The 244-nt window shown below is 60.7% G+C and carries 1 protein-coding gene; it reads left to right on the top strand.

The annotated features are described in order from the left end of the window. Window positions 1-244 (top strand): hypothetical protein (locus tag ACVA58_RS28545; RefSeq protein WP_446513597.1); only part of this gene is annotated, 244 nt, incomplete at both ends.

The following is a 244-nucleotide window of genomic DNA, read 5'->3' as shown; positions in this document are numbered from 1 at the left end:
ACGCCCACTCGATCGACCGCTTCATCCAGCGCTACCTGACCAAGTACTCACGCTGGAACTCACCCAAGTTCCTGTTCGGCGAATCGTATGGCACGGCGCGCAGTGCGGTGGTGTCGTGGGTGCTGCATGAAGACGGTATCGAGCTGAACGGCATCACGCTGCAATCGTCCATCCTCGACTACTCGAACGCACTGTCGGCCGTCGGCATCTTCCCGACGCTTGCTGCGGACGCGTGGTACTGGAA

The organism is Photobacterium sp. DNB22_13_2, assembly GCF_052873915.1.
This window is presented reverse-complemented; position numbering and strand designations above follow the sequence as displayed.